Source organism: Burkholderia humptydooensis, assembly GCF_001513745.1.
Taxonomy (GTDB): domain Bacteria; phylum Pseudomonadota; class Gammaproteobacteria; order Burkholderiales; family Burkholderiaceae; genus Burkholderia; species Burkholderia humptydooensis.
In genome coordinates this window covers 1,488,003-1,510,335 of sequence record NZ_CP013382.1, presented here as the reverse complement: position 1 = coordinate 1,510,335, position 22,333 = coordinate 1,488,003, and the positions used below count along the sequence as shown (strand labels likewise).

At 71.4% G+C, this 22,333-nt stretch carries 25 protein-coding genes and 3 pseudogenes; 16 read left to right on the top strand and 12 right to left on the bottom strand.

The window, feature by feature from the left end; translation table 11 throughout:
- The first annotated feature begins 1 nt into the window (after position 1).
- Complete coding sequence (locus tag AQ610_RS25725) at positions 2-733, top strand: LytR/AlgR family response regulator transcription factor (RefSeq protein ID WP_006027334.1); 732 nt, start codon at positions 2-4, stop codon at positions 731-733.
- A 152-nt stretch (positions 734-885) separates the two neighbouring features.
- Here the strand turns inward: AQ610_RS25725 and AQ610_RS25720 are convergent, their stop codons facing one another.
- The 5 genes and pseudogenes from AQ610_RS25720 to AQ610_RS38235 all read right to left on the bottom strand — a co-directional run bounded on the left by AQ610_RS25720 (position 886) and on the right by AQ610_RS38235 (position 6,454).
- Complete coding sequence (locus AQ610_RS25720) at positions 886-2,310, bottom strand: class I SAM-dependent methyltransferase (protein WP_231749072.1); 1,425 nt, start codon at positions 2,308-2,310, stop codon at positions 886-888.
- A 180-nt stretch (positions 2,311-2,490) separates the two neighbouring features.
- Positions 2,491-4,361 (bottom strand): annotated as a pseudogene (locus AQ610_RS25715) (chloride channel protein).
- Positions 4,362-4,395: 34 nt separating this feature from the next.
- Entirely contained in the window at positions 4,396-4,809 is a 414-nt protein-coding gene (locus AQ610_RS25710; RefSeq protein ID WP_006027330.1) for a MarR family winged helix-turn-helix transcriptional regulator, read from the bottom strand.
- Between the two features lie 141 nt (positions 4,810-4,950).
- On the bottom strand, positions 4,951-6,129 hold the full coding sequence (locus AQ610_RS25705) for an HPP family protein (protein ID WP_006027329.1): 1,179 nt from the start codon (positions 6,127-6,129) through the stop codon (positions 4,951-4,953).
- Between the two features lie 61 nt (positions 6,130-6,190).
- Positions 6,191-6,454, bottom strand: a pseudogene (locus AQ610_RS38235) (hypothetical protein).
- A gap of 20 nt (positions 6,455-6,474) precedes the next feature.
- Here AQ610_RS38235 and AQ610_RS25695 point away from each other — a divergent pair.
- Positions 6,475-7,443 (top strand): LysR family transcriptional regulator, encoded by a 969-nt coding sequence (locus tag AQ610_RS25695; RefSeq protein WP_009914917.1) that lies wholly within the window; start codon positions 6,475-6,477, stop codon positions 7,441-7,443.
- 87 nt (positions 7,444-7,530) lie between these two features.
- On the opposite strand, the gene AQ610_RS25690 is transcribed toward AQ610_RS25695, so the two are convergent.
- Positions 7,531-8,616: a calcium:cation antiporter gene (locus tag AQ610_RS25690; protein ID WP_009914918.1), complete on the bottom strand. Its 1,086-nt coding sequence runs from the start codon at positions 8,614-8,616 to the stop codon at positions 7,531-7,533.
- A gap of 100 nt (positions 8,617-8,716) precedes the next feature.
- Here AQ610_RS25690 and AQ610_RS34845 point away from each other — a divergent pair.
- The 3 genes and pseudogenes from AQ610_RS34845 to AQ610_RS25675 form a co-directional block, all read left to right on the top strand.
- Positions 8,717-8,875: pseudogene (locus AQ610_RS34845) on the top strand (phenylacetate--CoA ligase); the annotation flags it as partial.
- Between the two features lie 292 nt (positions 8,876-9,167).
- Complete coding sequence (locus AQ610_RS25680) at positions 9,168-9,545, top strand: NUDIX domain-containing protein (protein WP_006027324.1); 378 nt, start codon at positions 9,168-9,170, stop codon at positions 9,543-9,545.
- Between the two features lie 120 nt (positions 9,546-9,665).
- Positions 9,666-10,337 (top strand): MarC family protein, encoded by a 672-nt coding sequence (locus AQ610_RS25675; RefSeq protein ID WP_009914923.1) that lies wholly within the window; start codon positions 9,666-9,668, stop codon positions 10,335-10,337.
- A 70-nt stretch (positions 10,338-10,407) separates the two neighbouring features.
- On the opposite strand, the gene AQ610_RS25670 is transcribed toward AQ610_RS25675, so the two are convergent.
- The 3 genes from AQ610_RS25670 to AQ610_RS25660 form a co-directional block, all read right to left on the bottom strand.
- Complete coding sequence (locus AQ610_RS25670) at positions 10,408-11,280, bottom strand: CPBP family intramembrane glutamic endopeptidase (RefSeq protein WP_006027322.1); 873 nt, start codon at positions 11,278-11,280, stop codon at positions 10,408-10,410.
- Positions 11,281-11,364: 84 nt separating this feature from the next.
- Complete coding sequence (locus AQ610_RS25665; protein ID WP_006027321.1) at positions 11,365-12,015, bottom strand: NrsF family protein; 651 nt, start codon at positions 12,013-12,015, stop codon at positions 11,365-11,367.
- Positions 12,012-12,674, bottom strand: a complete 663-nt coding sequence (locus AQ610_RS25660; protein WP_006027320.1) for a sigma-70 family RNA polymerase sigma factor — start codon at positions 12,672-12,674, stop codon at positions 12,012-12,014. Before AQ610_RS25660 ends, AQ610_RS25665 begins: the two co-directional genes overlap by 4 nt.
- Before the next feature lie 135 nt (positions 12,675-12,809).
- Here AQ610_RS25660 and bufA1 point away from each other — a divergent pair, with 135 nt between their 5' ends.
- The 5 genes from bufA1 to AQ610_RS37660 are packed head-to-tail and all read left to right on the top strand — an operon-like array spanning position 12,810 to position 15,636.
- Positions 12,810-13,130, top strand: a complete 321-nt coding sequence (gene bufA1, locus AQ610_RS25655) for a BufA1 family periplasmic bufferin-type metallophore (RefSeq protein ID WP_041862084.1) — start codon at positions 12,810-12,812, stop codon at positions 13,128-13,130.
- Positions 13,131-13,167: 37 nt separating this feature from the next.
- Entirely contained in the window at positions 13,168-14,052 is an 885-nt protein-coding gene (bufB, locus tag AQ610_RS25650) for an MNIO family bufferin maturase (protein ID WP_006027318.1), read from the top strand.
- Positions 14,024-14,866, top strand: coding sequence for an HvfC/BufC family peptide modification chaperone (locus tag AQ610_RS25645; RefSeq protein WP_043282756.1), 843 nt, complete (start codon positions 14,024-14,026; stop codon positions 14,864-14,866). The genes bufB and AQ610_RS25645 overlap by 29 nt, the downstream gene beginning before the upstream one ends.
- Positions 14,863-15,354 (top strand): DoxX family protein, encoded by a 492-nt coding sequence (locus AQ610_RS25640; RefSeq protein WP_006027316.1) that lies wholly within the window; start codon positions 14,863-14,865, stop codon positions 15,352-15,354. The genes AQ610_RS25645 and AQ610_RS25640 overlap by 4 nt, the downstream gene beginning before the upstream one ends.
- A gap of 57 nt (positions 15,355-15,411) precedes the next feature.
- Positions 15,412-15,636 carry a GDCCVxC domain-containing (seleno)protein gene (locus AQ610_RS37660; protein WP_009914927.1) on the top strand — a complete coding sequence of 75 codons (225 nt, stop codon included), beginning with the start codon at positions 15,412-15,414 and terminating at the stop codon, positions 15,634-15,636.
- 134 nt (positions 15,637-15,770) lie between these two features.
- On the opposite strand, the gene AQ610_RS25630 is transcribed toward AQ610_RS37660, so the two are convergent.
- Both AQ610_RS25630 and AQ610_RS25625 read right to left on the bottom strand, forming a co-directional pair.
- A complete protein-coding gene (locus tag AQ610_RS25630; RefSeq protein WP_006027314.1) occupies positions 15,771-16,475 on the bottom strand; it encodes a fumarylacetoacetate hydrolase family protein in 705 nt (234 codons plus the stop codon).
- Between the two features lie 194 nt (positions 16,476-16,669).
- Positions 16,670-17,665, bottom strand: a complete 996-nt coding sequence (locus AQ610_RS25625; protein WP_006027313.1) for a helix-turn-helix transcriptional regulator — start codon at positions 17,663-17,665, stop codon at positions 16,670-16,672.
- A gap of 415 nt (positions 17,666-18,080) precedes the next feature.
- On the opposite strand from AQ610_RS25625, the gene AQ610_RS32035 reads away from it, so the two are divergent.
- From AQ610_RS32035 to dapF, 6 genes are all read left to right on the top strand, one after another.
- Entirely contained in the window at positions 18,081-18,230 is a 150-nt protein-coding gene (locus tag AQ610_RS32035) for a hypothetical protein (protein ID WP_156436741.1), read from the top strand.
- Between the two features lie 15 nt (positions 18,231-18,245).
- Entirely contained in the window at positions 18,246-18,767 is a 522-nt protein-coding gene (locus AQ610_RS25615) for a sigma-70 family RNA polymerase sigma factor (protein ID WP_006027310.1), read from the top strand.
- The gene (locus AQ610_RS25610; protein ID WP_006027309.1) at positions 18,764-19,564 is read left to right on the top strand and encodes an anti-sigma factor family protein; all 801 of its coding nucleotides are present in this window, start codon (positions 18,764-18,766) and stop codon (positions 19,562-19,564) included. Before AQ610_RS25615 ends, AQ610_RS25610 begins: the two co-directional genes overlap by 4 nt.
- Positions 19,565-19,607: 43 nt before the next feature.
- Positions 19,608-20,621 carry a YceI family protein gene (locus AQ610_RS25605; RefSeq protein ID WP_006027308.1) on the top strand — a complete coding sequence of 338 codons (1,014 nt, stop codon included), beginning with the start codon at positions 19,608-19,610 and terminating at the stop codon, positions 20,619-20,621.
- A gap of 40 nt (positions 20,622-20,661) precedes the next feature.
- The gene (locus AQ610_RS25600; RefSeq protein WP_006027307.1) at positions 20,662-21,021 is read left to right on the top strand and encodes a COG4315 family predicted lipoprotein; all 360 of its coding nucleotides are present in this window, start codon (positions 20,662-20,664) and stop codon (positions 21,019-21,021) included.
- A gap of 328 nt (positions 21,022-21,349) precedes the next feature.
- Positions 21,350-22,204 carry a diaminopimelate epimerase gene (gene dapF / locus AQ610_RS25595; protein WP_041862086.1) on the top strand — a complete coding sequence of 285 codons (855 nt, stop codon included), beginning with the start codon at positions 21,350-21,352 and terminating at the stop codon, positions 22,202-22,204.
- Here the strand turns inward: dapF and AQ610_RS37655 are convergent.
- Positions 22,182-22,313: a hypothetical protein gene (locus AQ610_RS37655; protein ID WP_009914940.1), complete on the bottom strand. Its 132-nt coding sequence runs from the start codon at positions 22,311-22,313 to the stop codon at positions 22,182-22,184. The genes dapF and AQ610_RS37655 overlap by 23 nt on opposite strands.
- Positions 22,314-22,333 lie beyond the last annotated feature (20 nt).

The window sequence follows — 22,333 nt, the reverse complement described above, 5'->3', positions numbered from 1 at the left end:
CATGCCGACCGCGCTCATTGCCGATGACGAACCGAACCTTTCCGCCGAGCTCGCCGAGCGTCTCGCCGAGCTGTGGCCCGAGCTCGAGATCGTCGCGACGCCGCGCAACGGCGTCGACACGCTGGCCGCACTGAATGCCGCGCGCCCCGACATCGCGTTTCTCGACATCCGGATGCCCGGCATCGACGGCCTCAAGCTCGCGAGCCTCGTGCCCGACGTGCACGTGGTGTTCGTGACGGCGTACGACGAGTACGCCGTCGAGGCGTTCGACCGCTCGGCCATCGACTACCTGCTCAAGCCCGTGACCGACGAGCGCCTTCTGCGCTGCATCGCGAAGCTGCAGCGCGGCGGCTTCGCGGCGCCGGGCGCGCAAGCGCTGTCGGACGCGAGGCTGCCGAAGGAGCCGACGCCGATCCGCTGGCTGACGGTGGGGCTGAAAGACACGACGCGGCTCGTGCCCGTCGACGACGTGCTGTATTTTCAGGCACTCGACAAATACACGGAGGTCGTGACGGCGGGCGAGCGGCACGTGATCCGCACGCCGCTGAAGGAACTGCTGCAACGGCTCGACCAGGATCGATTCGCGCAGGTGCATCGCGGCGTGATCGTGGCGTATGCGGCGGTCGACCGGATCGAGCGCGATCTGCTCGGGCGCCTGCGCATCCATCTGCGCGGCCACCGGGACGTGCTGCCCGTGAGCCGCGCGTATGCGGGGCTGTTCAAGCACATGTGACGCGCACATGCCGGTGAACCGGCCGCGCGCGCGCGTCGCCAATTACAACCGGGACGGCGCGATGAACGGCGGCGCGACTCGCAGTTCGTGTGGCGCCGCCGCGCCGGCCTTGCGGATTCGATGAGGCGGCGGCCCGAACCGGCTCGCGCGCCTCACGCGCCGCGCAGCACGCCGATGCGCGCGAGCCGGTCGGGGCGCGGCGTCGCGTCGCCGGCGATCCAGCGCAGCGCCTGCGCCGCCTCGTCGGGGCTCACCGCGATGCCGTTGCCGAGCGGCTCGCACGGCACGTAGGCGGGCGCCGCGTCGTCGACGCTGCTCGCGAGCGCCGCCGCGGCGGCCGGGCTCGCCGCCCGCCGCGCGCCCGTTTCCGTATGGCCGCCCGGCTGCGCGAACGGCGTCAACGCGCCGCTCGCGACGAGGAACAGCAGGTTCTGCCGGATCTCCCGCGGGTTGCGGCGCTCCCCGCCGAGACGGGTGACGATCTCGCCGATGCGCATCGCGCCCTGGCCCATCAGCGCGCGCAGATCGGCGATGAAGTCCGGCTGAAAACTGATCGCGCCGCGCGGAATCGTCACGCGCGCGTCGATCCGGTCGACCTCGGTCGTGCAGCCGATCGCGATCTCGTCGAGATGGCGGAGCGCGTCGGCGGGCGCCGCGCTCGCGCGCGCGCCGCGCACGAACACGTCGCGGCGAAAGCGGCGATTGACGGCGAAGTCCTCCGCCAGATGGCGCAGCCGCGCGTTCGGCAGCGCCGCGATCGCGTCGGCCGCCTGACGGTCGATCAGCAGCATCGGATGATTGTCCGCGAGCGTCGCGCTGCCCGTGTAAGCGAGGCCCGCTTCGGCCATTTCGTCGACGACGTCCACCGAGTAATGGATCTTCCACGTCCCGTTCAGGAATTCGTGCGCGAGGTAGTCGAGCGGATCGTTCGCGAGCGCGGCCAGCGCGTCGGTGGCGGCCGGATTGTCGCGGAAGTAGCGAAAGCTCGGGCTGCCGAGCTTTTGCATGCAGGCGATCGCGCTGCCCGTGCGCGCTTCGATGCCGCCGTCGGCCGCCTGCGCGAGCTCGAGCATCAGCTTGCGCAGCGGCGCCTCGGCCGACCAGCCCGGCTGGCAGTTATAGCTGAGATAGACGAGCCCGCCGTCGGCGAGCCGGCGCGAGAGCAACTGCCGGATCACGCGGCGGACGTCGGCGTCGACCCAACTGTAGATGCCGTGCATCACGATGAAGTCGAACGGCGGCAGATCCTGTTCGAGCAGCGCGTCGAAGCTCGCCTCGTGGAACGCGACGTTGCCGATGCCGAGCCGGTTCGCGCGCCGCGCGGCGGCTTCGATATGGGCGGGATTGAAGTCGCAGGCGTGAAACTCGGCGTGCGGAAACGCCGCTGCATTGATCACGGTCGAATGCGCGAAGCCGCAGCCGAGGTCGAGGTAGCGGAACGGCCGGCCGAGTTCCTTCGGGCGGGCGCCGCCCAGCACGCTCGCGTAGTTGAGCCACGCGGGGGACAGTTCGCGATGGAAGCGGTCCGGGAACGTCACGTCGCTCAGGTAGCCGGAGGCGGGATCGGATGCTTGCATGGGAATGAAGGGCACGACTCGGTTGCCGATTCCTGCGCGGCCCGCGAAGCGTCGCCGGGCCGCGCGGCGACCGGCAGGCCGGCTTTCGGCCTGTCGTGAAAGCTTACCATACGGTCCTTGGGCGCGGCCGTCATGGCGGACGATCGTGTTGCGCGGCTCCCGAATCCGGCCGCGCGCCGCTCAACCCGCCTTGCGCGCCGGCGCGAAGCGGCGCTTGACGAACGCGGCGGGATGCGCACGGCGGAAGCGTTCGCGCTTGTGCTCGTCGTCGAAATGGCGCAGCGCCGGCTTCACGAGATCGCTGCGCGACACGATGCCGACGAGCTGCATCGTGTCCGGATCGGCGACGACCGGCAGGCGTTCGAGCTGATGCACGGCGAGCCGCGTCGCGACGAGGCGGCACGTTTCGTCGGTGAGCGAAAAGAGCGGGGCGCGGCGCGGCAGCATGTCGATTACCCGCGGGTCGGCCGCCTGCGCGTTGACCGCCTGCGTCTGCGCCGCTCGCGCATCGCCTGCCTGCCTGTCGCTGTCGTCCGTGCCGCCTTCGCGCGCGTCGGCGCCGCGATCGAGCGTCGCGCGATCGAGCATGCCGATCAGCACGCCGTCGCGCACGACCGGATACGCGCGGTGCGCCTGCGTCGCGCCGAAGTACCGCGCGCGCACGATGTCGGCGCTCAGGTCCGCGTCGATCGTCACGGCGCCGCGCGTCATCACTTCGTCGACGTAATGGCGCTCGAGCGGATCGACGCCGTATTCGCGATAGATGTGATAGCCGCGCCGCGCGATCTTCTCGGTCATGATCGAGCGCTTCATCACGACGGTCGCGAAGCCGTGCGCGACGAGCGTCGCGGCGAGGAGCGGCAGCAGCGCGTTCGTGTCGTGCGTGAGGCCGAACGCGAACACGACCGCGGTGAGCGGTGCGCCGAGTGTCGCGCCGAGCGTCGCCGCCATGCAGACGAGCGGCCACAGCGCCGGCTCGCCGCCCGGCAGCGCGGGCCCGAGCAGCGTGCCGAGCCCCGCGCCCAGCATCAGCAGCGGCGCGAGCACGCCGCCCGAGGTGCCCGAGCCGAGCGCGATCACCCAGATCACCGCCTTGACGACGAGAATCGCGAGCGCGATCTGCAGCACGATGTGCCCGTGCAGCAGATCGCCGATCACGTCGTAGCCGACGCCGAGCGCGCGCGGCTCGATCAGCCCGCCAATCCCGACCGCGAGGCCGCCGATCGCGGGCCACCACATCCAATGGACGGGCAGCTTGCCGAACCAGTCCTCGGTCTTGTAGAGCGCGACCGACAGCCCGCACGCGAGCGCGCCCGACAGGAATCCCGCCAGCGCGCACGAGCCGAGTGCGGCGGCCGTCGGCGCCGCCGTCTCGACCGGAAACAGCGGGCCGACGCCGAAGAACGCGGCGCGCGCGAAGCCCGCGACCGCGCACGCGAGTGCGACCGGCAGGAAGCTGCGCGGCCGCCATTCGAACAGCAGCAGCTCGACGGCGAGCAGCACGGCGGCCACCGGCGTGCCGAACACGGCGGTCATCCCGGCCGTCGCGCCCGCGACGAGCAGCGTCTTGCGCTCGGCCGCCGTCACCTTCACGAACTGCGCGATCAGCGAGCCGATTGCGCCGCCCGTCATGATGATCGGGCCTTCGGCGCCGAACGGCCCGCCGCTGCCGATCGCGATGCCCGACGCGAGCGGCTTGAGCACCGCGACCTTCGGCGACATCCGCTCTTGCCGAACAGGATCGCCTCGATCGCTTCGGGAATCCCGTGGCCGCGGATCTTCTCCGAGCCGAAGCGCGCGATCAGCCCGACGGCGATGCCGCCCGCGACGGGCACCGCGGCCGCCCACGGCCCGAGCGTGTTCAGCGCAGGCGAGCGGTCGGCGAACGAGAATTGCTGGAAGAAGAACAGGTTCGTGAACAGGTGGATGAGGCTCAGCAGCGCGAACGCGGCGAACGTGCTGAGCACGCCGATCGCGAGCGCGAGGAGCGCGATGCGCGGCAGTCGCGCGTTCGACGCGAAATCGCGTTTGTGTGGGGCGGCGATGCTCATGATGTCGGGGGGAAACGTTCGTGGTCTTATCGGTTCAGTAATCGATCTGCGGCACCTGGAACGCGCCTCGCAGCGATTTCAGCTCGGCGCGGTGCAGCTCGGCGAGCCGCGCGAGCACGCGCTCGCCGGCCGCCTCCAGATGCACTTCGACTTGCCGGCGATCGGTGTCGCTCGGCCTGCGCCGCACGAGGCCGAGCGCCTCGCAGCGTGTCACCAGCGCGACGACGCCGTGATGCTGCGCCTGCAGCCGCTCGGCGAGCTCGCCCACCGTCGCCCAGTCGCGCGCCGGATAGCCCTTGATGTGCAGCAGCAGCAGGTATTGCAGCGGTGTGATGCCCTCGCTTTGCGCGGCCCGCTCGGAGAAGCGCTCGAAGCGCCGCATCTGATAGCGGAATTCGGAAAGCTGTTCGAAATCTGTCTTGCGCAGCTCGCGTGCCGGTTTCATCATCGACGTTCCAACGTGATCGAAAAAAGGCGAAAATATATCATATTGTGATGTATTTTGGCGGCATTGGGCATGCCCGGATTCATGGTGCCGAGTCCCTCCTCGCTGGGTCGTCCGTTCGTTGCTTCGTCGCTTCGCCGCCGGTCACGCGGCGAGCCGCACCTGCGATTGCCGGTAGAGCCCGGCGATCAGGTCCGCCTGCGTGACGATGCCGGCGAGCTTGTGGTCCGCGTCGACCACCGGAATGTGGTGATGGCCGTGATCGGCGAAGAGCGGCACGAGCTCGGCGATCGGCGTTGCCGTGCGCGCCGTGTGCACGCGCGCGCTCATCACCGCGCGCGCGACGAACGGCGGGCCGACGAGCGAGCGCGGCAGCCGCGCGGACAGGTTGCGCAGGAAGCCGGGCGTCGCGTAAGGCGCGGCCTTCGACAAGTCCGCGCGCGTGACGATGCCCACGACGCGGGCGTGAGCGTCGACGACGGGCAGCGCCTTGATCCGGTGCCGGTCGAGCAGCGTCATCGCGGCGGGCAGCGGCGTGTCGGGCGTGATGCTGATCGGGTGGCGCGACATGATGTCCGCGCACGTCAGCTCGTCGAACGTGCGCGCGTACGCGCGCAGCTCGGTTTCGCGCAGCAGCGATTCGAGGTCTTCCGGCGCGACGTCGAGCCATTCGCTGCGGCTCTTCAGCGCCGCCTCGAGATCGGCGCGCAGGAAGCGCGCGTGCGGCGGCGTGGCCGCGGCGTGCGCGTTCGATTCGGGCTGCGGCCGCGCGCCGCCGTGCGGATAGCGGTGGCCGGTGAGCGCGTGATAGGCGAGCGCCGCGCCGAGGAGCGCCGCCGATTGCAGCGCGATCGGCTCGACGATGAAGCGAAAGCCGAGCGCGTGCACGGCCGGGCCGCCGACGACCGCCGTCAGCGCGACCGCGCCCGACGGCGGATGCACGCAGCGCAGCGCGAACATCGCGCCGATCGCGCAGGCGATCGCGAGCGACGCGGCGAGCACGGGATCGGCGATCCACTGCGCGCACGCGACGCCGACCGCCGCCGCGACGAGGTTGCCGCCGATCAGCGACGACGGCTGCGCGAGCGGGCTCGCGGGCACCGCGAACAGCAGCACGGCGGAGGCGCCCATCGGCGCGACGAGAAGCGGCACGTCGCCCGGAATGCCCGGCAGCACGCGCATCGTCACGCCGACGCAGCCGATGCCGACGAGCGCGCCCGCGCACGAGCGCAGCCGCTCGCGCCGGCCGAGCGTGACCGGGATCGGGACGAAGCGCAGGAGCCAATGAACGAGGCGATGACGAAACGCGGGGGACGAAGACAAGGTCGGACTGCCGTAACGTAAATGGAAGGGTGCGCCGATCGGTCGCGCGACGGGCCTAAAATTATATGTCATTGTGATATAAATTGCCGACCTTGCCGATTGCGCGGTCGGCTGTCGGCGTTTCGGGATGCGGAAAATCGGCGCGAGCGCGCGCGCCGGCGCGCATCGGCGTACAATTCGCCCGATCTGATCTCGACGAATCACATAATTTGCCGCCCGCGATGCCCGCCCCCAGCCTGTCTCATGGCCCGCGCATCCGGTCGATCAGCCGTCCCCGGCCGCGCATCGCGGCGAGCGCCGCATCCCGCCGGCCATCGTTTCCCATTCATTCCCGAAGCCCATCTCATGGACATGCTCGATAACATGCGCCTGTTCGTGCGCGTCGTCGAAGCCGGCAGTTTCACCGCGGTCGCGAAGGAAATCGACGCGACCACGGCCCAGGTGTCGCGCGCCGTTTCGAATCTCGAAGCGCACGTGCAAACGCGCCTCTTGCACCGCACGACCCGTCACCTCGGGTTGACCGAAAGCGGCCAGCGCTACTTCGAACGCGCGAAGTCGATCCTCGCCGAGATCGACCATGCGAACGCCGAGGCGCGCAACGCGCTGCTGCGGCCGAGCGGCAAGCTGCGCATCCATGCGATGACGGGGCTCGGGCAGAGCCACGTGGTGTCGTCGATCGTCCGCTATCAGGAAGACAATCCGGACGTGTCGGTCGAGCTCACGCTCGCGCAGCGGATGCCGAATCTCGTCGAGGAGGGCTACGACGTGTCGATCGTGTCGGCGTCGCATCTGCCCGATTCGGGCTACGTCGCGCAGACCTGCGGGACGAGCTGCAGCGTGCTCGTCGCGTCGCGCGAGTATCTCGCCCGGCACGGCACGCCGACGACGCCCGAGGACTTCGCGAAGCACGTGTGCCTGCGGCTCGACACGCCGGCGTCGCCGGGCGGCGAGTGGCGGCTCGAGCGCGACGACGGCGACGAGACCGTGTATGCGCTGCCGCCCGCGCCGTTCCAGGCGAACGTGCCGGACGCGCTGTCGGTGGCGGTGCGCGCCGGGCGCGGGATCGGCTCGATCGCGCTGTACACGGCGCTCGACGACATCCGCGAAGGGCGGCTCGTGCGCGTGCTGCCGAACTATCGGCTCGACACGCTGAGCGTGTACGCGGTCTACGCGACGCGCCGCTATCTCGACGCGAAGATCCGCACGTTCCTCGATCATCTGCGCACGACGCTCGCGCCCGCGCTCGAAAACGATCTGAAGGAACTCAACCGGCTGAAAGGCGGCGCGGGGAAGGCGTTGCGCGAGGTCGCGTAGCGGCGTTGCGCATCGCCGCGCGACTCGCCGATCGCCGGCGTCGGCCGGGGCGGGCCGGAAGAGCATGCCTGCCGCGCCGGTGCGCGGTCAGTGCGTGACCGACAGGAACAGATACGCGGCGAACAGCGACAGATGCACGACGCCGTGCAGCACCGTCGTGCGCCCCATGCTGAGCGTCAGCGTGCTGACGAGGAGCGTGAGCGACAGCAGCACCGTCTCCATCGCGCCGATGCCGAGCGTGAGCGGGTTGCCCGTCCAGATGAACACCGCGGCGACGGTCGGGATAGTCAGGCCGATGCTCGCGAGCGCGGAGCCGAGCGCGAGGTTCATGCTCGTCTGCAGCCGGTTCGCGCGCGCCGCGCCGACGGCGGCGAGCCCTTCGGGCAGCAGCACGAGCGCGGCGATCACGATGCCGACGGCCGCCTCGGGCGCGCCGAGCCGGAGCACCGTGCGCTCGACCGCAGGCGACAGGAGCTTCGCGAGCAGCACGACCGCGACGAGGCTCACGAACAGGAACACGATGCTCGTGAGCGCGGTGCGCCCGCTCGGCGGCACCGCGTGGATGGATTCGTCGGCGCTGCCGTCGATCAGGAAGTAGTCGCGGTGGCGGACCGTCTGCACGAACACGAACACGCCGTACAGCACGAGCGACGATACGCCGGCGAACGCGAGCTGCGACGTCGACAGCCGCGGGCCGGGCGCGGCGCTCAGATAGTTCGGCATCACGAGCGAGAGCACCGACAGCGACGCGAGCACCGCGAGCGCCTTCGTCGCGCCGCGCCCCTGGAAATCCTGCTCGCCGTGCTTCCAGCCGCCGACGAGCAGGCACAGCCCGACGATCCCGTTGCAGACGATCATCACCGCGGCGAACACGGTGTCGCGCGCGAGCCCCGCCTTCTCTGGGCCGGCCGACAGCATCACCGACACGATCAGCGCGACCTCGATCACGGTGACGGCGATCGCGAGCACGAGCGTGCCGAACGGCTCGCCGACGCGATGCGCGACGACTTCGGCGTGATGAACGGCGGAGAACACGGCGCCCGCGAGCGCGGCGGCGACGAATGCGATGACGAAGCCTTCGGCCGGCACGACGCGCGACAGCGCTAGCACCAGCCAGGCGGCGAGCGGGGCGGCGAGCGTCCAGCGCGGGAGAGCGGACGATGAGATCGGCATGAAGTGTCCTTGGTCGTGGCAGGGCGCGAGCAGGGATTCTAACAGGCGGTCCGGCACCGAAATCCGGCGCCCGGCCGTGCGGCGCTTCGGCGAGCGGCCGGCGGCACGCCATCCGGACGACCTGAAGACGCTCGCCGACCTCGCGAAATTCCCGCTCTCGACGAAGGACGACTTGCGCGAGAACTAGCCGTTCGGCCTGTTCGCGGTGCCGCGCGAGCAGGTGGTGCGCGTGCACGCGTCGAGCGGCACGACGGGCAAGGCGAAGCGGGTGATCGACAGGCGCGGCAAGGCGGCGTGAGAGGGCGCCGCCCGGCGGCGCGGCATGCGGCGAAGCCGCGGACGTGTCCCCTGCGCCGCGTCGATTCGATCGTCGGGCCGTTCGCGTCGCGCGAGGTCGGGGGAAGCGGAGGCGGGAACCCGGGCGACGGTTCGCCGGTCGATGACCGTGTAGTCGGCCTGGGCGGCTCGCCGCGCGACGATGCGCCGGGTTCGGTCGGCATCATCGGTGTCTAGCCGCCGGCCATCGAATCAACATGAGGACAACGAACACAATGGTCACGACGAGCGTCAAGGCGATCATCCGAAGCGGCAACGCGGTGCTGTTCCTGCGTAATCCGCGCGGCGAATGGGAACTGCCGGGCGGACGCCCGGAATCCGGCGAATCCCTCGAAGCGGCGCTGCGCCGGGAAGTATTGGAAGAATGCGCGCTGACCATCACGTCGATGCGCTACGCGGGCAGCCGATCATGCGAAGTCGTGCCCGGCGGGCACGTGCTGATCGTCTGTTTCCGGTGCGAGTTCGACGGGCATGCGATCGCGATCAGCGACGAGCACGATCGTTTCGGATGGATCGACGCCCGCGCCCCAAAACCCGGCAATCTGCCCGCGTTCTACTGGGCGTTCTGCATCGACGGCGAACCCGGCGAATAGCGGATCGGCGAGGGCGGTCAACGCATGGCGCGCGGACGATGCGCGCGCTCGCGCATGCTCTACAATGGCGCGGCCGCGCGAGCGGCCTCCGATAACCGTTCTTCGTCCCCCCGCTTCCCGATGATCGTCGACCGCCTGATCTCCGAAACCCTGTTCGGCTTCACCGGCCTCATGGGCATCATCAATCCGTTCGGCATCGCGTTCCTCTTCCTCGAGCGCACCGAGTCGCTGACGGAGGCGCAGCGCGCGGCGCTCGCGCGCAAGGTCGCGATCAATGCGTTCGTCGTGCTGCTCGCCGCGTTCTTCGTCGGCACGCCGATCCTGCATTTCTTCGGGATCTCGCTCGAGGCGCTGAGAATCGGCGGCGGCCTCGCGGTCGCCGTGGCCGGCTGGCAGATGCTCAACGAGCCCGACGTGCCAACGGGCGGCGACACCGCGGCGACGCCTGTCGAGCCGCGCAACGCGATGGCGCGCGCGTTCTTCCCGCTGACGATTCCGCTGACCACGGGCCCCGGCTCGATCGCAACCGCGATCGCGCTGAACGCGAACCGCACGCACAAGCTGTCGGAGTTCCTGCTGTCGAGCATCGTGTCGGTCGCGGTGTCGGCGCTCGCCGCGCTCGTGATCTGGCAGACGTACAGCCGCGCGGCGTTCCTCGCGCGCTATCTCGGCACCGACGGGACGAAGGTCGCGATGCGCGTGTCGGCGTTCCTGCTGCTGTGCGTCGGCGTGCAGATCATGCTGACGGGCTTCTCCGAGTTCCTGCAGCCGATCGCCGATCAGGTGAAGTGACGGTCCGGGCGATGCGGCGCGCGGCCGGCTCTCCCGCGCGCGGCGGAACCGGCCGCGCGCGGGAGAGCGCTCAGCGCGCCCCCGCGACCATCGGATACGTGAACAGCCCGAAATGCGCGAGATTCAGGCCGACGTGCGCGAGCACCGCCGCCTGCAGCCCGCCTGCGCGATACGCGAGCCCGTAGCCGACGCCCGCGACGGTGGCGAGCGCGACCCATTGCCAGCCGCCCGCGACATGCGCGGCGCCGAACAGCAGCGCGGCCGCGCCGAGCGCGACTGCGCCCGAAGCCGGCACGCGGTTCGCGAGCAGCCGGCCCAGCCCGCCTTGCAGATAGCCTCGGAACAGCGCCTCCTCGGCGAAGCAGACGAACAGCAGATTGTTCGCGAACCACAGCCAGGCCGATTCGGGCCACTTTGGCGCCCAGCCGACGAGGCCGACGCCGAGCGCGAACACGAGGCAGACCGCCGACGTCGCGACGGCCGCGACGATGCCCGAGCGCCAGGCGCGCGCGCGATCGTCGATCGGCTGCAGCCACGGCAGCACCCACAGCAGCCAGAAGCCGACGAGCGGCTTGTCGAGATTCAGGTACATCGAGAACGGCGCGGCGTCGGGCGTGTAGCGCACGGGGCCGATCACGCGCGGGTTGTGAAATCCCGGCAGCCAGTGGAGCATCAGCGCAACCGCGAGCGCGACGAACACGACGTGCCCGGCGACGCGAACGGCCGCATGGCGCTGCGGCGCAACCGCATACGCGGCGGCGGCGAGAAGCGCGATCGGCGCGAGCGCGACGGGCGCCATCAGGCCGACCGCGAACGCGCCCGCATAGCCGAGCGCGCCGAGGCCGACGCTCGCCGCGCGCAGCTTGGGAAACCAGACGGCCGCGAGCGCGGCGGCGAAGAGGGCGGCCCACGGAGCCGCGAGCCAGAAAGTGTTGCCGGACATGAAGAGAACCACGAATGATCTGATGAAAAGCCGCCCATCATAACGCGTTCGCGATCGCTCCCCGCGGGCCATGCCGCCCGATCCTCATCGCGAAGCCCATCCGAGCAGGCCGCGCCCATACCGCGCGCCGGCCAGCGACAGGAGCGCCGCCACGCCGACGTTCCACACGAGGATCATCGCCGTCGCGTCGATCGGATGGAGCAGCGAGAGCGCGACGGCGGACAGCGCGGACACCGCGAGACCGCCCGCGGCCGCCGCGGGCGCCGGCGCGAGCCGCGCGACGTGGCGCGACATCAGCAGCAGCGCGAGCGACAACGGCGCGCCGACGAGCGTCAACGTCGCGAAGCAGCGCAGCGTCTCGCCGGCCGATATGCCGGCCGGACCGATCTCGACCCAGTCCGTGAGGCACCCGTAGCCGATCGTCGACATCCAGGCGACGAACGCGGGCATCGGCAACAGCAGCCAGCGCAGCGAACGCCCCGGAACGCCGACCACGAACGCCGCGACGGCCGCCAGCACGCCGGTCGCCGCCGCGGCGGCCACGCGCGTCGCGAACAGCGGCTCGTGCAGCCTGAGCGGCAGATCGGGCCTCGCGCCGTGCGCGACGGCCACGCAGGCGAGCAGCGCGGCGGCGAACAGCAGCCAGCCGGCCGCCCGCCACGCCGGCGCGCGCAGGCGCCGGACGGGCGCGGCGTCGTCGACGAGCGATTCGATCAGTTCGTCGGTGGACCTCATCGGCGCTCCTCCTCGCGTTCTTGCAGCAGCCTGCGCAGCGTCGCGATCCCGCGATGCACGGCGACCTTCAAGGCGGCGACGGTCATCCCGGTCGCGAGCGCCGCCTCCTTCAACGACATTTCCTCGAGCTTCAGCAATCGGATCGCGTCGCGCTGTCCGGCCGGCAGCCGGCCCAGCATGTCGCGCAGCGTCCGGGCGTCGGCGGTTTCTTCCATGAGATTCGCTCCGGCGGCGGGCAAGGTTTCATGCTCCGGATCGAGCGGGACCTCCCGGGCCGCGGCGCGTCCCGAGCGCCGCAGCGCGTCGACCACGCGCCGGCCCGCGATCGCCACGAGCCACGGGCCGAACGGCCGGCCGGGGTCGTATGTGCGGCGCACCTCGTGGACGGTGATCAGGATGTCCTGCACGACGTCCTCGACGGCGTCCGCGTGGACGCCGTGCCGCGCCGCGAAGCGCCGCAGATACGGCGTGACGCTCGCGAGCAGGCGCCGGTACGCGTCCCGGTCGCCCGCCTGCGCGCGCGCCATCAGCGTCGACCAGTCGGGCGAGCCGTCCGCGCGGATCGCGGGCCGCGCGCAGGCGTCGTCTGGCGCGCTCGGGGCGGCGTCCGGCTCGTTCGTCCGGAGTCGCGCGCCGTCATGTCGGATGTCGTCGGTCATGGTCGTCCACGCTCGGAGGCGGCGGCGCGACGCAGGAAATCCGTATCGCGCCGCGTAACCTTTTGTCGCGCCGGAGCGAAGTTTCTGACAAGGTCGCATCCCGCGATCGCAACCGCCTTTTCAGGAGAAGACACCATGAGCAGATCCGCTTTGAGCGTTTCGTCGCTGTCCGCGGCGATCGGCGTCGCGCTCGCGATGCAGGCCGCGCCCGCCGCGGCGCAGGGCATGAAGGACACGAGCGGCATGCCGCAGATCGTCAAGGACAACATGGCAAGGATGGCGCAAAACAAGCTCGAAAAGTGTTACGGCGTCAACGCGGTCGCGAAGAACGACTGCGCTGAGGGCGCGCATTCGTGCGCGGGGCAGGCGAGCCGGGCGCGCGATCCCCAATCGTTCGTGCTGCTTCCCGCGGGCGATTGCAGCAAGATCGCGGGCGGCACGCTGAAGGCGGGCTGACGCGCGTCCTCCGATCATGAGCACGGGTTCGACGCCGATGCCCGCGCCGCGCGGCGGCGCCCCGGCCGGCGCGCTTGCGGCGCGGGCGGGCATCGGCTTGCGTTTTCGCCATCATCGGACGGTGCTCAGGCGCCGGCCCGCCGTCGCGTGGTTCGAAGTGCACACCGAGAATTACATGGGCGGCGGCGCGGCGCCGCGCGTGCTGGATGCGATCCGGCGCGACTACCCGCTGTCGCTGCACGGCGTCGGCCTGTCGCTCGGCAGCGCCGACGGGATCGACGCCGTGCACCTGGCGCGCGTGCGCGACGCGGTCGCGCGCTTCCAGCCGGCGCTCGTGTCCGAGCATCTCGCGTGGAGCGCGGTGGGCGGCGCGTATCTCGCCGATCTGCTGCCGCTGCCGATGACCGACGAGGCGCTCGACGTCGTGAGCCGCCACGTCGATCAGGTGCAGACGGCGCTCGGTCGACGGATTCTCGTCGAGAACCCCTCGACCTATCTGCGGTTCGCGCATTCGACGATGCCCGAATGGGAATTCCTCGCGGCGCTCGCGCGGCGCACCGGCTGCGGCATTCTTTGCGACGTCAACAACATCCACGTGAGCGCGTGCAACCACGGCTGGGACCCGCTGACTTATCTGGCGGCGCTGCCGCCCGCCTCGGTCGGCGAGATACATCTGGCCGGCCATCGCGTGACGCCGCTCGGCGGCGGCCGCGTGCTGCGCATCGACGACCACGGCTCGCGCGTCGCGCCCGAGGTCTGGGCGCTGTATCGCATCGCGCTGCGCCGCTTCGGCGCGGTGCCGACGCTGATCGAATGGGACAACGATGTGCCGCCCCTCGGCACGTTGATGCGGGAAGCGGCGATCGCCGAGTCGGCGCTGGAGGAGGTGCGCGATGCGAGCGCGGCCGCCTACGCTGGCTGAATTGCAGCAAGCCGTTCGTCGCAGCCTGTCGGGCGCTGACGCTGACGCTGACGTTGGCGCGGGCGCGGGCGCGGGCGCGGCGGACTGGGTGCTGCCGGACGGCCTCGCGCCGGACGCGCGTCTTCGCGTCTACCGGAACACCTCCGCGAGCGTGCTGCTGAATGCGCTGCGGCTCGCGTTCCCGGCGACCGAGCGGGTGGTCGGCGCGGCGTTCTTCGCAGGCGCGGCCCGCCGGTTCGCCGGTTCGTCGCCGCCGGCGAGCGCGTGGCTCGACGAGTACGGCGCGGGCTTTCCCGAATTTCTCGCGCGGATGCCGCAGGCCGCTTCGGTGCCGTATCTGGCCGACGTCGCGCGTCTCGAATGGCAAGTGAATCTCGCGCTGCATGCACCGGACGCCGCGGCGCTCGATCTCGCGCGCCTCGCGGGGCTCGGCGCGCCGGCGCTGCGCGCGCTTCGGCTGCGGCCGCATCCGGCTGCGCGGCTGCTGGGCTGCGCGTATCCGGCCGACGCGATCTGGCGTGCGACGCTCGAACGGGACGATCGCGCGCTGGCGGCAATCCGGCTCGACGACGCGCCCGTGCATCTGCTCGCGCAGCGCACCGAAGCCGGCATCGAGGTGCTCAGGCTCGACGAGGCGGATTGGCGGGTCGCATCCGCGCTGTTCGCGGGCGAGCCGCTCGGCGCGGCGCTCGCGAACGCGCCTGGGGTGGGCGGCCATGCGCTCTTCGCGGCGCTGTTGTCGCGCGGATGTTTTGCCGACTCGCCCGCGCAGTCCGGCGGCGTCGGCCCGATCGACGGAGGGATGCGATCATGACGTGCCCGATCCGCTCCGGCGGCGCTCGGCGCGCCGGCTGCGCGGCGACGCTGCTGCAACTGGCGCAGCGGCTCCAGCGCGTGCCCGACTGGCTGCTGGCGATTCCGCTGCGGCTCGCGGTGGCGACGATTTTCTGGAATTCCGCGATGACGAAGCTCGCGAACTGGGACGCGGCGCTCGCGTTGTTTCGCGACGAGTACCGGCTGCCGCTGCTGCCGCCGGACGTGGCCGCGTACCTGGCGGTGTCGATCGAGCTCGGCGCGCCCGTGCTGCTCGTGCTCGGCCTCGCCACGCGGCCCGTGGCGCTGGTGCTGCTCGGCATGACGTCCGTCATCGAGATCTTCGTCTATCCGCAAGCGTGGCCGACGCACATCCAATGGGCGGCGATGCTGCTCGTGCTGCTGTGCCGCGGCGCGGGCGCGCTGTCGGTCGATCACTGGCTGCGGCGGCGCTGGCTGCGGGCGGGCGACGCGCGGGCGGGGACCTAGGCGGCGCGATTCGCGCGCCGGTCGCGCTTCGCGGATGCGCGCGCCGAAGGAGGAGCAATGAATGCGATCGTGCGGGAATCCGTGCTGACTTGTCCGCATTGCGGCTTCGCGCGGCGAGAGACGATGCCGGAGGACACCTGTCTTTTCTTCTACGCATGCAGCGCCTGCGGCGCGTTGCTGCGTCCGAAGCCGGGCGATTGCTGCGTGTTCTGCTCGTACGGATCGGTGTGTTGCCCGTCGAGGCAGAGGCGATCGGAATCGGACGGCGCGGCCGGTTCGTGACGACGGGCGCGCGGCGTCGCGTTGCGCCGATGCGTGGATGTACCGATGAATCGATATGCCGACGCGCCGCACACCCGCCGCCGGGCGGGCCTGCCGGCTTTCGCCGCGCGCCCGGGCGGCGGGCCCGCGCGAGTTCACGCCGCCGGCTGCTCCCCGACGACGAACTCGAACGACGCGACGCCGTCGACGCCCCCTGTCACGCGATCGCCCGGCTGCAACGCGGCGACGCCCGCCGGCGTGCCGGTGAAGATCAGGTCGCCCGCGCGCAGCTCGACCGCGCGCGACGCATACGCGATCACGTCGGGAATCGGCCAGATCATGTCGGCGAGCTCGCCTTGCTGGCGCACGTCGCCGTTGACCGCGAGCCAGATCCGGCCGCGTTGCGGATGGCCGATCGACGCGGCCGGATGGAGCGCTGTCAGCGGGCCCGACGCGTCGAAGCCCTTCGCCCAGTCCCACGGCCGGCCGGCCTTCTTCGCCTGGGCCTGCAAGTCGCGCCGCGTCAGGTCGACGCCGACGCCATAGCCCCACACGTGATCGAGTGCCGCGTCGGCGGCGATCGCGCGCCCGCCGCGGCCGATCGCGATCACGAGCTCGATCTCGTGATGCAGGTCGGACGTGAGCGTCGGGTACGGCACCGTGCCGCTCGCGGGCACGATCGCGTCGGCCGGCTTCGTGAAGAAGAACGGCGGCTCGCGGTTCGGATCGGCGCCCATCTCGCGCGCGTGGTCCGCGTAGTTGCGGCCGACGCAGAACACGCGGCGCACCGGAAAGCGCGCGGCGGAGCCGGCGATCTCGACGGACGGAACGGCGGGCGGCGCGAATACGTAATCGGTCATCTTGGAGTCTCTGAAAAGGTGTTGGAAAGCGGGAGCCGGAAAGCGAAGGCGCGGGCGGCGGCCTTCGACGGCGCGACGCCCGGCCGCGTGTCGCGGCGGACGTCGCGGCTGGCGTCGTCGACATGTCGACATATCGACGATACCGGCGCCGGCCACGCGCCGATGCGACGGATGTGTGGTTTTCATGGACAAAACTACGCGCGCGGCTTCGCGGCCGCCCGCGCCGCGCCTTTCGAGCCGGCCGCGCCGGGCGCGCCCGGCGTTTCGCCGCGGCCCGCCGCACTCCGCGCGCCGCGCACGTCGGCCACGTCGGCCGCGCCGAGTGCGCCGTTCGCATCGCGGTACTCCTTCGGCGACAGGCCGACGCATGCGCGAAAGCGCCGCGAGAAATAGCCTTCGTCGCGAAACCCGACCGCGTGCGCGATGTCGGCGATGCGCCGCGTCGTGTGCGCGAGCAGCGATTGCGCGAGCGCGATCCGCCGCTCGGTGACGAGATCGGTGAACGTGCTGCCCGTCTCCTTGCGGATCAGGTGCGCGAGGTAGTTCGGCGACAGGAACGCCGCGCGCGCGGTGCCCGCGAGCGTCAGCGCGTCGTTCGTCAGGTTCGCGCGCACGTGGCGCAGCACGCGTGCGAACGCGTCGCGGCGGCCCGTGCGATGCGCGCCGCTTTGCGCGAGTTTCGTGAGCGGCCCCGCGTACTGCGTGCAGACGAGCCCGATCAATTGCAGCAGGTAGCCGCGCAACAGCGGCACCGAGCCGAACGTGCGCGCACGGTCCGCTTCGAGCATGCGCTGCGCGAGGCGGCGCGCGTCGTCGAACGCCGCGCCCGTCAGGATGAAGTCGAGGTGCTCCTGGAAGCGGAACGGCGCGAGTTCGGGCGCGCGCTGCGCGGACACGTCCTCGAGATCGAGCGGATCGACGTCGAGATCCGCGCGCAGGAACGTCTGCGAGAAGTTGATCACGACGAAGTGCGCGCCCGGCGGATGCGCAATCAGATGCTCTCGGTACGGCAGCACGAACGCGAGCGCGCCGCGCGGGAACGCTCGCGTGAGCCCGCCGATCTGCTGCTCGGTGTCGCCGCCGAGGTTGAACTGGATCTGGAAGTACGCGTGCCGGTGCGGCTCGGTGATCGCCCGGCGGGTGGCCTCGTCGCGGATGTAGAAATCGAGGCGGTCGCTGCGCTCGGGCATGCCGTACGTGCGCGGCCTGACTGGGGATGGCATGTGGGCTGTCGTGGTCGTGATGCGGATGGTGCGGTCGGCCGCGCGCGGCGGCGCGACGGGCAATGGTCGAATTGTCGCTAAAAACGGGCGGGCGTGGGGCGCGGCGTGGGCGGGCGGCGCGGCCGCCGCGTCGTCGGGCGGGCGCGAGCGATCGGGCATCGCGGCTGACGCGCAAGAACGTTCGACGTCCGCCGGGACGCCGATGCCGCGCCACAGCGTTTTCCAGCACGTGAAAAGTCCGCGAACCCGCCTATCTTTGTGATGACACCGCGAACAAAGGAATAAAGCACGCGCGGCGTTCGTTTTCGCAGGCATGGGGCGCCGCCCGCCGCGGCGTGCGCGCGACGCCCGGACCCGACCGATGCGCCGCCCGGAGGCGGAAATGAAATCGACACGGATGCTTTCAGCCGTATTCGCGCTGCTCGCGCTGATGCTGTCGGCGGGCTGCGCGTCGTCGGACGACATGTCGCCGGCCGGCCATGCGACGCCGGCGAGCGGCTACGGCCGGGGCGCCGGCGGCAGCGGGTATTGAGCGACGGCGCCGCGCGTGAGCTTCGAATCGGACGTCGTCGGCTGGCTGCCGCAGTTGCGCCGCTATGCGCGCGCGCTGACGGGCGATCCCGCGTGGGCCGACGATCTCGTACAGGACACCGCCGAGCGCGCATTGTCGCGAATGAGCGCGTTTCGGCCCGACAGCAACCTGCGCGCGTGGCTGCTGACGATCCTGCGCCACTTGTACATCGATCAGTTGCGCGCGCGCCGCGAATTCGCCGTCGACGACGACGACGGCCCGTGGCGCACGCTCGAGGCGCCCGTCGGCCAGGTCGACGCGCTCGTGCTGCGCGACGTGCAGCGGATGCTGTACCGGCTGCCGCTCGAGCAGCGCGAAGCGCTGCTGCTCGTCTGCGTGGAGGAGCTGAGCTATCAGGAGGCGGCGGCGGTGCTCGGCGTGCCGGTCGGCACGGTGATGTCGCGGCTGTCGCGCGCGCGGGAGCACATGCGCGCGCTGCTGACCGACGCGCCGCTTCGGCCGCCGTTGTCATTCACCGCTGCGAGACATCATCGATGAGCGACGATCCCGATCCCACCGTCGCACCGGAATCCGACGAACCGGGGCTTTTCGCGCTGTCGGCGTTCGTCGACGGCGAACTGCCCGACGCGGAGCGCCGCGCGATCGCCGAGCGGCTCGCGGCAGACCCACGCGCGGCCGGCGTCGTGTCGCACTATCGCGCGCAGCGCGCGGCGCTGCGGGCGTTGTTCGCCGATCCCGTCGCGCAGCGCAGCGGCCCATGCATCGTGCTGCGCGTGCGCACGCCGTGGTGGCGGCGCGCCGCGTTCGCGGGCGGCGCGCTGGCGGCGGGCGTCGCACTCGGCTGGCTGGGCGGTGCGCTCGCGCCGCAATGGGGCGCGCCCGCGGGCGTGCAGGCTGCGTTCGCGCATGAGGCGGATCACGCGTATGCGGTCTACGCGCCCGACGCGCGCCATCCGGTCGAGATCGCAGGCGGCCGCGACGGCGCGCTCGCCGCCTGGCTGTCGACGCGCGTCGGCCGCCGGATCGCCGCGCCTTCGCTCGACGAGTACGGTTTCGCGCTGCTCGGCGGACGGCTGCTGCCGGGCGCGACCGGCCCCGCCGCGCAGTTCATGTATGAAAACGCGGCCGGGGGACGGCTCGCGCTCTACGTGAGCGCGTCCTCGCAGCGCGAGACGGCGGTCCGGCTGCTGCGCGACGGCGAGCGGCGCACGTTCTACTGGGTCAGCGAACGCACCGCGTACGCGCTCTCCGGCCAGATCGCCGAAGACCGGCTGCGCGCGATCGCGGCCGACGTCTGCGGCGAGCTCGGCGGCCATCCGGAGCGGTGGCGATAGGCGCGAGCCGGGCCGCGACGTCGAGGCAACCGAAGAGTCGATCATGGGGGCCGCCGGTTCATCCGCGAAAGCAGTCGTCGCGGCGCTTGCGTGCGCGGTCGGCGCGTGGCTCGCGCCGGGCGTGGGCGCGGCGGATGCGGCGGGTGCGTCGGGCGTCTCGGGCGTCTCGGGCGTGTTGGGCGCGGCGGATGCGTCACGCCCGTCAGGCACGTCGGCTCCGGCCGGCGCGGCAGACGTGTCCGGCGCCGAGCCGGCCGGCACGCTCGCCGCGTCGCCGCATCCCGCTCCGCGCTACCGGCTCGACCCTCGGCACTCCGGCGTCACGTTCCGCGTCGACAATTTCTGGCACGCGCATCTGACGATGCGCTTCACGCGAATGCACGCGGAACTGGCCGGCGGCGACGACGATCGGCTCGCGAGCCGCGTCGACGTGACGGTCGATGCGGCGAGCCTCGGCGCGAACGTGCCGTTCGTCGCCGCGCTCGTGAAGGGTTCGGCGATGCTCGACGTCGCGCGCTACCCGGAGATCCGCTTCGTCGGCACGCGATTCGAGCGCACCGGCGCGGCGACGGCCCGCTTGACCGGCGATCTGACGATCCGCGCGACGACGCGGCCGATCACGCTCGCCGTGCGCTTCGACGCCGGGCAGCCGGGCGCCGACGCGCGCGACGGCGGCGAGCGCGACTCGGCCTGGCGGCGCGAGGCGCGGGGCCGGCGCGAATTCGGGCCATATGACGCGCGCACGCGCGATGCGGCGCTGGGCGATGCCGATTCGCCCGATGCGATGCCGCGCGACGCGGATGCGAGCCGCATCGTCCCGAGCGGCAACGCCGTTCGGCAGCGCGCGGCCCGGCGCGGCACCGAACCGCCGGAATCGCCCGAACCGCGCGAATCGCCCGGGCGACCCACGCCCGACGCGGCGCGCACGCTCGCGTTCGTCGCGGACGGTCACTTCAGCCGGACCGCGTTCGGCCTGTCGCGCTGGCTGCCCGCCGTCGGCGACGACGTGCAACTGCGCATTCGCGCCGAGTTTGTCAGGGCGCGCGCAGGTCCGTAAGCCCGCACGTGTGTTTTTCTTCATTGGAGGAGCAGTCCTCATGATCAAGATTCTGCTGATCGCGATCGCGTGCGCGGTGCCGGCCGCGGCGCTCGCGGAGCCGCCGAAGGAGTCGAACGGCATGGTCGTCGACGACGACGGCATGACGCTCTACACGTTCGACCGGGACACGATGCCCGGCCAGAGCGCGTGCAAGGGCGGCTGCACGGCGAATTGGCCGGCCGCGCTCGCCGACGCGTACGACAGGCCGGGCGGCGGCCTCGGCTTCATCGCCGCGGCGGGCGGCAAGCGTCAGTGGACGTACAAGGGGCATCCGCTGTACCGGTTTTCCGGCGATACGAAGCCCGGCCAGCACAACGGCGACGGCTTCGGCGGCATGTGGCACGTCGCGAGGCCGTGACGGAGCGGGGCGGCGGGCCCGAGGAACCGCCGCGCCGCATCGCCGGAAATGGCCCGCCGCGTCGTTCCTCGGCGCGGGTGCGGGCGGGGCTTGCCGTGCCTCGTCAACGCGCGCGCCGACGCGGTTTCGGGCGCGCTGACGGGCGTGCCGTCGGCCGCGAGGCGAAGCGGCGGCAAGCGGCGGCACGCACGGAGCGGTCCCTCGTCTGACGAGGCGCATTCGCGGATTCACGTAGAATCGGCTGCGGAATCGGCATGATGGGCGAGAATCGGGCGATCGGCGCCGAGACCGCCGTTGGAAGACCAATCGATCGAAAACGGGACATCGCGTGACAATACGATTTGCCAAGATGCACGCGCACGGTGACGACTTCGTCGTGATCGACGCGCGCGGCGGGATCGATCCGATCACGAGCGAAATCGCCCGGCGCCTCGGCGACCGCAATCGCGGCATCGGCTTCAATCAGCTCGCCGTCGTGCTCGACTGCGACGATGCGACCGCGCGCGTGCAGTTCTGGAATGCGAACGGCACGGCTCTCGACACCTGCGGCAGCGCCACGCGCGGCGTGGCGGACATGCTGATGCGCGAGGCGGGGACCTCGTCGGTCGTGCTGAGCACCCGCCGAGGCTTGCTGACCTGCGCGCGGGACGCGGCGCAACGCGTGTCGGTCGACATGGGCAAGCCGCTGCTCGGCTGGCGCGACATCCCGCTCGCCGAGCCGGCAGACACGAACGCGTTGCCGCTTCCCGGCAGTCCGACCGCGTGCAGCATGGGCAATCCGCATTGCACGTTCTTCGTCAGCGATCTGGCCGCCGTCGACGTGGCGGCCATCGGGCCCAGGATCGAAGCCGATCCGCTGTTCCGCAACAGGACGAACGTGCACTTCGTCCAGGTGATCGACCGCGGCCGCATTCGCCTGCGCATCTGGGAGCGCGGCGGCGGCATCCCGCTCGGATCGGGTTCCTGCTCGTGCGGCGCGGCGGTCGGCGGGATTCGGCGCGGCCTGCTGGACGACACCGTCGACGTCGAATGCGACGGGGGCGCGGTGACGGTGCAGTGGGACGGGCGCAGCGGCGTGGTCCTGACCGGCTCCGTCGAGCCGGTCTTTTGCGGGACGGTCGCAAGCCGGCTTTTGCCGGCGATCGAGGCCGGTGCGCCCGTCACAACAACGCCTTCAACCTGACGGCCGGATCGGCGAGCCGGTCCGGCGCGAACGCGTCGCCGCGCTCGACGATCATCCGCGCGAGCTTCATCTCCTTCGCGAATCCGGCCGCCGGGCCGAAGCCGCTCATGGCAACGAGCCGCTCGTTCA

Bases quoted from the DNA above. Each gene is read 5' to 3' on its own strand.
- AQ610_RS25725 (WP_006027334.1), top strand. From the start codon at position 2: ATGCCGACCGCGCTCATTGCCGATGACGAACCGAACCTTTCCGCCGAG.
- AQ610_RS25720 (WP_231749072.1), bottom strand. From the start codon at position 2,310: ATGCAAGCATCCGATCCCGCCTCCGGCTACCTGAGCGACGTGACGTTC.
- AQ610_RS25710 (WP_006027330.1), bottom strand. From the start codon at position 4,809: ATGATGAAACCGGCACGCGAGCTGCGCAAGACAGATTTCGAACAGCTT.
- AQ610_RS25695 (WP_009914917.1), top strand. From the start codon at position 6,475: ATGGACATGCTCGATAACATGCGCCTGTTCGTGCGCGTCGTCGAAGCC.
- AQ610_RS25690 (WP_009914918.1), bottom strand. From the start codon at position 8,616: ATGCCGATCTCATCGTCCGCTCTCCCGCGCTGGACGCTCGCCGCCCCG.
- AQ610_RS25680 (WP_006027324.1), top strand. From the start codon at position 9,168: ATGGTCACGACGAGCGTCAAGGCGATCATCCGAAGCGGCAACGCGGTG.
- AQ610_RS25675 (WP_009914923.1), top strand. From the start codon at position 9,666: ATGATCGTCGACCGCCTGATCTCCGAAACCCTGTTCGGCTTCACCGGC.
- AQ610_RS25670 (WP_006027322.1), bottom strand. From the start codon at position 11,280: ATGTCCGGCAACACTTTCTGGCTCGCGGCTCCGTGGGCCGCCCTCTTC.
- AQ610_RS25665 (WP_006027321.1), bottom strand. From the start codon at position 12,015: ATGAGGTCCACCGACGAACTGATCGAATCGCTCGTCGACGACGCCGCG.
- AQ610_RS25660 (WP_006027320.1), bottom strand. From the start codon at position 12,674: ATGACCGACGACATCCGACATGACGGCGCGCGACTCCGGACGAACGAG.
- bufA1 (WP_041862084.1), top strand. From the start codon at position 12,810: ATGAGCAGATCCGCTTTGAGCGTTTCGTCGCTGTCCGCGGCGATCGGC.
- bufB (WP_006027318.1), top strand. From the start codon at position 13,168: ATGCCCGCGCCGCGCGGCGGCGCCCCGGCCGGCGCGCTTGCGGCGCGG.
- AQ610_RS25645 (WP_043282756.1), top strand. From the start codon at position 14,024: ATGCGAGCGCGGCCGCCTACGCTGGCTGAATTGCAGCAAGCCGTTCGT.
- AQ610_RS25640 (WP_006027316.1), top strand. From the start codon at position 14,863: ATGACGTGCCCGATCCGCTCCGGCGGCGCTCGGCGCGCCGGCTGCGCG.
- AQ610_RS37660 (WP_009914927.1), top strand. From the start codon at position 15,412: ATGAATGCGATCGTGCGGGAATCCGTGCTGACTTGTCCGCATTGCGGC.
- AQ610_RS25630 (WP_006027314.1), bottom strand. From the start codon at position 16,475: ATGACCGATTACGTATTCGCGCCGCCCGCCGTTCCGTCCGTCGAGATC.
- AQ610_RS25625 (WP_006027313.1), bottom strand. From the start codon at position 17,665: ATGCCCGAGCGCAGCGACCGCCTCGATTTCTACATCCGCGACGAGGCC.
- AQ610_RS32035 (WP_156436741.1), top strand. From the start codon at position 18,081: ATGAAATCGACACGGATGCTTTCAGCCGTATTCGCGCTGCTCGCGCTG.
- AQ610_RS25610 (WP_006027309.1), top strand. From the start codon at position 18,764: ATGAGCGACGATCCCGATCCCACCGTCGCACCGGAATCCGACGAACCG.
- AQ610_RS25605 (WP_006027308.1), top strand. From the start codon at position 19,608: ATGGGGGCCGCCGGTTCATCCGCGAAAGCAGTCGTCGCGGCGCTTGCG.
- AQ610_RS25600 (WP_006027307.1), top strand. From the start codon at position 20,662: ATGATCAAGATTCTGCTGATCGCGATCGCGTGCGCGGTGCCGGCCGCG.
- AQ610_RS37655 (WP_009914940.1), bottom strand. From the start codon at position 22,313: ATGAGCGGCTTCGGCCCGGCGGCCGGATTCGCGAAGGAGATGAAGCTC.